Source organism: Salmonella sp. NW645 (genome assembly GCF_051703725.1).
Classification (GTDB): Bacteria; Pseudomonadota; Gammaproteobacteria; order Enterobacterales; family Enterobacteriaceae; genus Salmonella; species Salmonella enterica.
The window spans coordinates 1-5,621 of sequence record NZ_JAMMKR010000020.1 but is presented as its reverse complement, the minus strand read 5'-3'; the positions used below and the strand labels follow the sequence as shown (position 1 = coordinate 5,621).

Sequence of the window (5,621 nt, the reverse complement as noted above, 5' to 3'; positions counted from 1 at the left end):
ATGCTTGAAGCCAGAGATCTGTACTGCGAGCGGGACGAGAGGACGCTGTTTCGCGGGCTGTCGTTCACCGTGGACGCCGGGGAGTGGGTGCAGGTCACCGGCGGCAACGGCGCCGGAAAAACCACCCTGCTGCGCCTGCTGACCGGGCTGGCGCGCCCGGACGGCGGGGAGGTGTACTGGCAGGGCGAGCCCCTGCGCCGCGTGCGCGACAGCTTCCATTCCGGCCTGCTGTGGATAGGGCACCAGCCGGGGATAAAAACCCGCCTGACGGCGCGGGAGAACCTGCATTTCTTCCACCCCGGCGACGGCGCGCGTCTCCCGGAGGCGCTGGCGCAGGCCGGGCTGGCGGGATTTGAGGACGTGCCGGTCGCCCGGCTTTCGGCCGGGCAGCAGCGCCGGGTGGCGCTGGCCCGCCTGTGGCTGACCCGCGCCGCGCTGTGGGTGCTCGACGAGCCGTTCACCGCCATTGACGTTAACGGCGTGGCGCGCCTCACCCGGCGGATGGCGGCGCACACGGCGCAGGGCGGGATGGTCATTCTCACCACCCACCAGCCGTTGCCGGGGGCCGCGGACACCGTCCGCCGCCTGGCGCTGACCGGCGGGGAGGCTGGGCTGTGATGTGGCGTGTCTTCTGTCTCGAACTGCGCGTGGCGTTCCGCCACGGCGCGGACATCGCCGGCCCGCTGTGGTTCTTCCTGATGGTCATCACCCTGTTTCCGTTAAGCGTCGGGCCGCAGCCGCAGCTGCTGGCGCGTATCGCGCCGGGCATCATCCAGGTGGCGGCGCTGCTGGCCTCGCTGCTGGCGCTGGAGCGGCTGTTTCGCGACGACCTGCAGGACGGCAGCCTGGAGCAGCTGATGCTGCTGCCGGTGCCGCTGCCGGCGGTGGTGCTGGCGAAGGTGCTGGCCCACTGGGCGGTGACCGGCCTGCCGCTGATTATGCTCTCCCCGCTGGTGGCGCTGCTGCTGGGGATGGACGTGTACGGCTGGAAAATCATGGCGCTGACGCTGCTGCTCGGCACGCCGGCGCTGGGGTTTCTCGCCGCGCCGGGCGTCGGGCTGACGGCCGGCCTGCGGCGCGGCGGCGTCCTGCTGGGCATTCTGGTGCTGCCGCTGAGTGTCCCGGTGCTGATTTTCGCCGCCGCGGCGATGGACGCGGCATCAATGCATTTACCCGCTGACGGCTATCTGGCGGTGCTGGGGGCGCTGCTGGCGGGCAGCGCGACGTTAAGCCCGTTCGCCACCGCGGCGGCGCTGCGCCTCAGCGTGCAGTAGCGCCCCGGCGCGACGGACATTTTACTGGTTTCAGGAGGTCAGGTGACGACTATGTGGAAAACCCTTCATCAGCTGGCGGCGCCGCCCCGGCTGTATCAGATTTGCGGCAGGCTCGTGCCGTGGCTGGCGGCGGCCGGCATCATCGCGCTGGCCACCGGCTGGGTCCGGGGCTTTGGTTTCGCCCCGGCGGACTACCAGCAGGGGGAGGGCTACCGCATTATGTACCTGCATGTCCCGGCGGCCATCTGGTCAATGGGTATCTATGCGGCGATGGCGGTGGCGGCGTTTACCGGGCTGGTCTGGCAGATGAAAATGGCCAGCCTTGCCGTCGCGGCGATGGCGCCGGTGGGGGCGGTGTACACCTTCATCGCGCTGGTCACCGGCGCGGCGTGGGGCAAACCGATGTGGGGCACCTGGTGGGTGTGGGACGCGCGCCTGACCTCGGAGCTGGTGCTGCTGTTTCTCTACGCCGGGGTCATCGCCCTGTGGCACGCCTTTGACGACCGTAAAATGGCCGGGCGCGCGGCGGGCATTCTGGTGCTGGTCGGCGTGGTGAACCTGCCGGTTATCCACTATTCCGTCGAGTGGTGGAACACCCTGCACCAGGGCTCGACGCGGATGCAGCAGAGCATCGACCCGGCGATGCGCTCGCCGCTGCGCTGGGCCATCGCCGGCTACCTGCTGCTCTTTATGACGCTGGCGCTGATGCGGATGCGCAACCTGATTTTACTGATGGAAAAACGCCGCCCGTGGGTGAGCGAACTGATACTGAAAAGGGGGCACCGGTGAGTCCGGCATTTTCATCGTGGAGCGATTTTTTCGCCATGGGCGGGTACGCCTTTTTTGTCTGGCTGGCGGTGGCGATGACCGTGGCGCCGCTGGTGCTGCTGGTGCTGCACACGGTGCTGCAGCGCCGGGCCATTCTGCGCGGCGTGGCGCAGCAGCGGGCGCGCGAGGCGCGGATGCGCGCCGCACAGGCGCAACAGGAGGCCGCGTGAACCTGCGACGTAAAAACCGGCTATGGGTGGTCTGCGCGGTGCTGGCGGGCCTGGGGCTGACCACCGCCCTGGTCCTGTACGCGCTGCGCGCGAATATCGACCTGTTCTATACCCCCGGCGAAATTCTCTACGGCAAGCGCGAGACGCAGCAGCTGCCTGCGGCGGGCCAGCGCCTGCGCGTCGGCGGGATGGTGATGCCCGGCAGCGTCAGGCGCGACCCGGACTCGCTGAAGGTGAACTTCAGCCTCTACGACGCCGAAGGGTCGGTGACGGTGAGCTATGAGGGGATACTGCCGGACCTGTTCCGCGAGGGGCAGGGGGTGGTGGTGCAGGGCACCCTGGAGAAGGGCAACCACGTCCTGGCGCAGGAGGTGCTGGCCAAGCATGACGAGAACTACACCCCGCCGGAAGTGGAAAAGGCGATGCAGGAAAACCACCGCCGCCCGCAACGCGCTGATAAGGACACCTCATCATGATGCCTGAATACGGCCACGCGCTGCTGTGCCTGGCGCTCGGCGTGTCGCTGCTGCTGTCCGTTTACCCGCTGTGGGGCGTGGCGCGCGGCGACGCGCGGATGATGGCGTCGGCCGGGGTGTTCGCCTGGCTGCTGTTTATCTGCGTGGCGGGCGCGTTTTTCGTGCTGGTGCACGCCTTTGTGGTTAACGACTTCACCGTGGCCTATGTCGCCGGCAACTCGAACACGCAGCTGCCGGTGTGGTACCGGGTGGCCGCCACCTGGGGAGCGCACGAGGGCTCGCTGCTGCTGTGGGTGCTGCTGATGAGCGGCTGGACCCTGGCGGTGGCGGTGTTCAGCCGGCGGGTGCCGGCGGATATCGTCGCCCGGGTGCTGGCGGTGATGGGGATGGTCTGCGCCGGTTTTCTGGTGTTCATCCTGTTCACCTCCGGCCCGTTCGCCCGCACGCTGCCGGCCTTTCCGGTGGAGGGGCGCGACCTGAACCCGCTGCTGCAGGACCCGGGGCTGATTTTCCACCCGCCGCTGCTGTACATGGGCTATGTCGGCTTCTCGGTGGCCTTCGCCTTCGCCATCGCCGCGCTGCTGAGCGGGCGTCTGGACAGCGCGTTCGCCCGTTTTGCCCGCCCGTGGACGCTGGCGGCGTGGGTGTTCCTGACGCTGGGCATCGTGCTCGGCTCGGCGTGGGCCTACTACGAGCTGGGCTGGGGCGGCTGGTGGTTCTGGGACCCGGTGGAGAACGCCTCCTTTATGCCGTGGCTGGCGGGCACCGCCCTGCTGCACTCGCTGGCGGTCACGGAACAGCGCGCCGGCTTTAAGGCGTGGACGCTGCTGCTGTCCATCTGCGCCTTCTCGCTGTGCCTGCTGGGCACCTTCCTGGTGCGCTCCGGGGTGCTGGTGTCGGTGCACGCCTTCGCCTCCGACCCGGCGCGCGGAATGTTTATCCTCGCCTTTATGGTGCTGGTCACCGGCGGCTCGCTGCTGCTGTTCGCCGTGCGCGGGCACAGGGTGCGTTCGCGGGTGAACAACACGCTGTGGTCGCGCGAGTCGCTGCTGCTCGGCAACAACGTCCTGCTGATGGCCGCCATGCTGGTGGTGCTGCTGGGCACCCTGCTGCCGCTGGTGCACAAACAGCTGGGGCTGGGCAGCATTTCGGTGGGGGAGCCGTTCTTTAACACCATGTTCACCTGGCTGATGGTCCCCTTTGCCCTGCTGCTGGGGGTGGGGCCGCTGGTGCGCTGGGGCCGGGACCGGCCGCGTAACATCAGGAAACTGCTGCTCACCGCCCTGGTCTCCACCCTGGTGCTGTCGGTACTTTTGCCATGGCTGCTGGAAGATAAAATCATCGCCATGACGGCGGTGGGGATGGCGATGGCCTGCTGGATTGCGGTGCTGGCGGTGGCCGAAGCCGTACAGCGCGTGTCCCGCGGCACGAAAACCTCTCTCAGCTACTGGGGAATGGTGGCGGCGCACCTCGGGCTGGCGGTGACGATTACCGGCATCGCCTTCAGCCAGAATTACAGCGTGGAGCGTGACGTGCGGATGCGGGCGGGCGACAGCGTGACCATTCACGACTACCGCTTCACCTTCCGGGAGGTGCGGGACATCACCGGCCCCAACTACCGCGGCGGGGTGGCCCTCATCGGGGTGACGCGCCACGGCGAGCCGGAGGCGGTGCTGCACGCGGAGAAACGGCTCTACAACACCAGCCGGATGGTGATGACCGAGGCGGCGATTGACGGCGGGCTGACCCGCGACCTGTACGCCGCGCTCGGGGAGGAGCTGGACAACGGCGCGTGGGCCGTGCGCCTGTACTACAAACCGTTTGTCCGCTGGATATGGGCCGGGGGGCTGCTGATGGCGCTGGGCGGGCTGCTGTGCCTGGCGGACCCGCGCTACCGCCGCCGTAAACCATTGCCGGAGGCCGGATGAAACGCAACGTACTGTTATTACCGCTGCTGATTTTTCTGCTGATTGCCGCGGCGCTGCTGTGGCAGCTGGCGCGCAACGCGCAGGGCGATGACCCGACGAATCTCGAATCGGCGCTGACCGGAAAGCCGGTGCCGGCGTTCCGCCTGGAATCGCTGGAGACGCCGGGTCAGTACTACCAGGCGGAGGTGCTGACGCAGGGGAAACCGGTGCTGCTTAACGTCTGGGCCACCTGGTGCCCGACCTGCCGCGCCGAGCATCAGTACCTGAACCGGCTGGCCGCGCAGGGTATCCGGGTGGTCGGGCTGAACTATAAGGACGACCGGGCGAAGGCGGTGGCCTGGTTAAAGGAACTGGGTAACCCGTATGCGCTGAGTTTATCGGACAGCGACGGGATGCTGGGGCTGGACCTGGGCGTGTACGGCGCGCCGGAAACCTTCCTCATCGACGGCAGGGGAATTATCCGCTACCGCCATGCGGGCGATTTGAATGCCCGGGTATGGGAAAGTGAACTGAAACCGCTGTGGGACAGATACAGCCGGGAGGCGGCGCAATGAGACTGTTACCGGGCATGGTGATGCTGATGCTGGCGCTGGTTATCGCCGGGTCAGCGCGGGCGACCACCGACGTGATGCCGTTTAAAGATGAAGCGCAGGAGCAGCAGTTCCGCCAGCTCACGGAGCAGCTGCGCTGCCCGAAATGCCAGAACAACAGCATTGCGGACTCGAACGCGATGATAGCCACCGACATGCGCCGCAGGGTGTATGACCTGATGCAGGAGGGAAAGAGCCGCCAGGAAATCATCGATTACATGGTGGCGCGCTACGGCAACTTCGTCACCTACGACCCGCCGCTGACCCCGCTGACGGTGCTGCTGTGGGTGCTGCCGCTGGCCGCCATCGTGGCGGGCGGGTGGATAATCGTTGCCCGCACGCGCCGGCGGGTGCG

At 67.6% G+C, this 5,621-nt stretch carries 8 protein-coding genes; all 8 read left to right on the top strand.

Going from position 1 to position 5,621, the window contains the following annotated elements:
* On the top strand, positions 1 to 618 hold a 618-nt coding region (gene ccmA, locus NA389_RS21780), incomplete at its 5' end, for a cytochrome c biogenesis heme-transporting ATPase CcmA (RefSeq protein ID WP_000888532.1).
* Complete coding sequence (ccmB, locus tag NA389_RS21775) at positions 615 to 1,274, top strand: heme exporter protein CcmB (protein WP_000990033.1); 660 nt, start codon at positions 615 to 617, stop codon at positions 1,272 to 1,274. The genes ccmA and ccmB, both read left to right, overlap by 4 nt.
* Positions 1,275 to 1,325: 51 nt before the next feature.
* On the top strand, positions 1,326 to 2,063 hold the full coding sequence (locus tag NA389_RS21770) for a heme ABC transporter permease (protein ID WP_000265996.1): 738 nt from the start codon (positions 1,326 to 1,328) through the stop codon (positions 2,061 to 2,063).
* Positions 2,060 to 2,272: a heme exporter protein CcmD gene (gene ccmD, locus NA389_RS21765; protein WP_000074114.1), complete on the top strand. Its 213-nt coding sequence runs from the start codon at positions 2,060 to 2,062 to the stop codon at positions 2,270 to 2,272. Before NA389_RS21770 ends, ccmD begins: the two co-directional genes overlap by 4 nt.
* Positions 2,269 to 2,748, top strand: coding sequence for a cytochrome c maturation protein CcmE (ccmE, locus tag NA389_RS21760; RefSeq protein ID WP_001053619.1), 480 nt, complete (start codon positions 2,269 to 2,271; stop codon positions 2,746 to 2,748). The genes ccmD and ccmE overlap by 4 nt, the downstream gene beginning before the upstream one ends.
* Positions 2,745 to 4,676 (top strand): heme lyase CcmF/NrfE family subunit, encoded by a 1,932-nt coding sequence (locus tag NA389_RS21755; protein ID WP_000982533.1) that lies wholly within the window; start codon positions 2,745 to 2,747, stop codon positions 4,674 to 4,676. The genes ccmE and NA389_RS21755 overlap by 4 nt, the downstream gene beginning before the upstream one ends.
* Positions 4,673 to 5,230 carry a thiol:disulfide interchange protein DsbE gene (dsbE, locus tag NA389_RS21750; RefSeq protein WP_000828299.1) on the top strand — a complete coding sequence of 186 codons (558 nt, stop codon included), beginning with the start codon at positions 4,673 to 4,675 and terminating at the stop codon, positions 5,228 to 5,230. Before NA389_RS21755 ends, dsbE begins: the two co-directional genes overlap by 4 nt.
* A partial coding sequence (locus NA389_RS21745) for a cytochrome c-type biogenesis protein (protein ID WP_001238280.1) occupies positions 5,227 to 5,621 on the top strand: 395 nt, incomplete at its 3' end. The genes dsbE and NA389_RS21745, both read left to right, overlap by 4 nt.

Excerpts from the sequence above, each read along its gene's own strand:
- NA389_RS21770 (WP_000265996.1), top strand. The coding sequence starts at position 1,326 with ATGTGGAAAACCCTTCATCAGCTGGCGGCGCCGCCCCGGCTGTATCAG.
- NA389_RS21755 (WP_000982533.1), top strand. The coding sequence starts at position 2,745 with ATGATGCCTGAATACGGCCACGCGCTGCTGTGCCTGGCGCTCGGCGTG.
- dsbE (WP_000828299.1), top strand. The coding sequence starts at position 4,673 with ATGAAACGCAACGTACTGTTATTACCGCTGCTGATTTTTCTGCTGATT.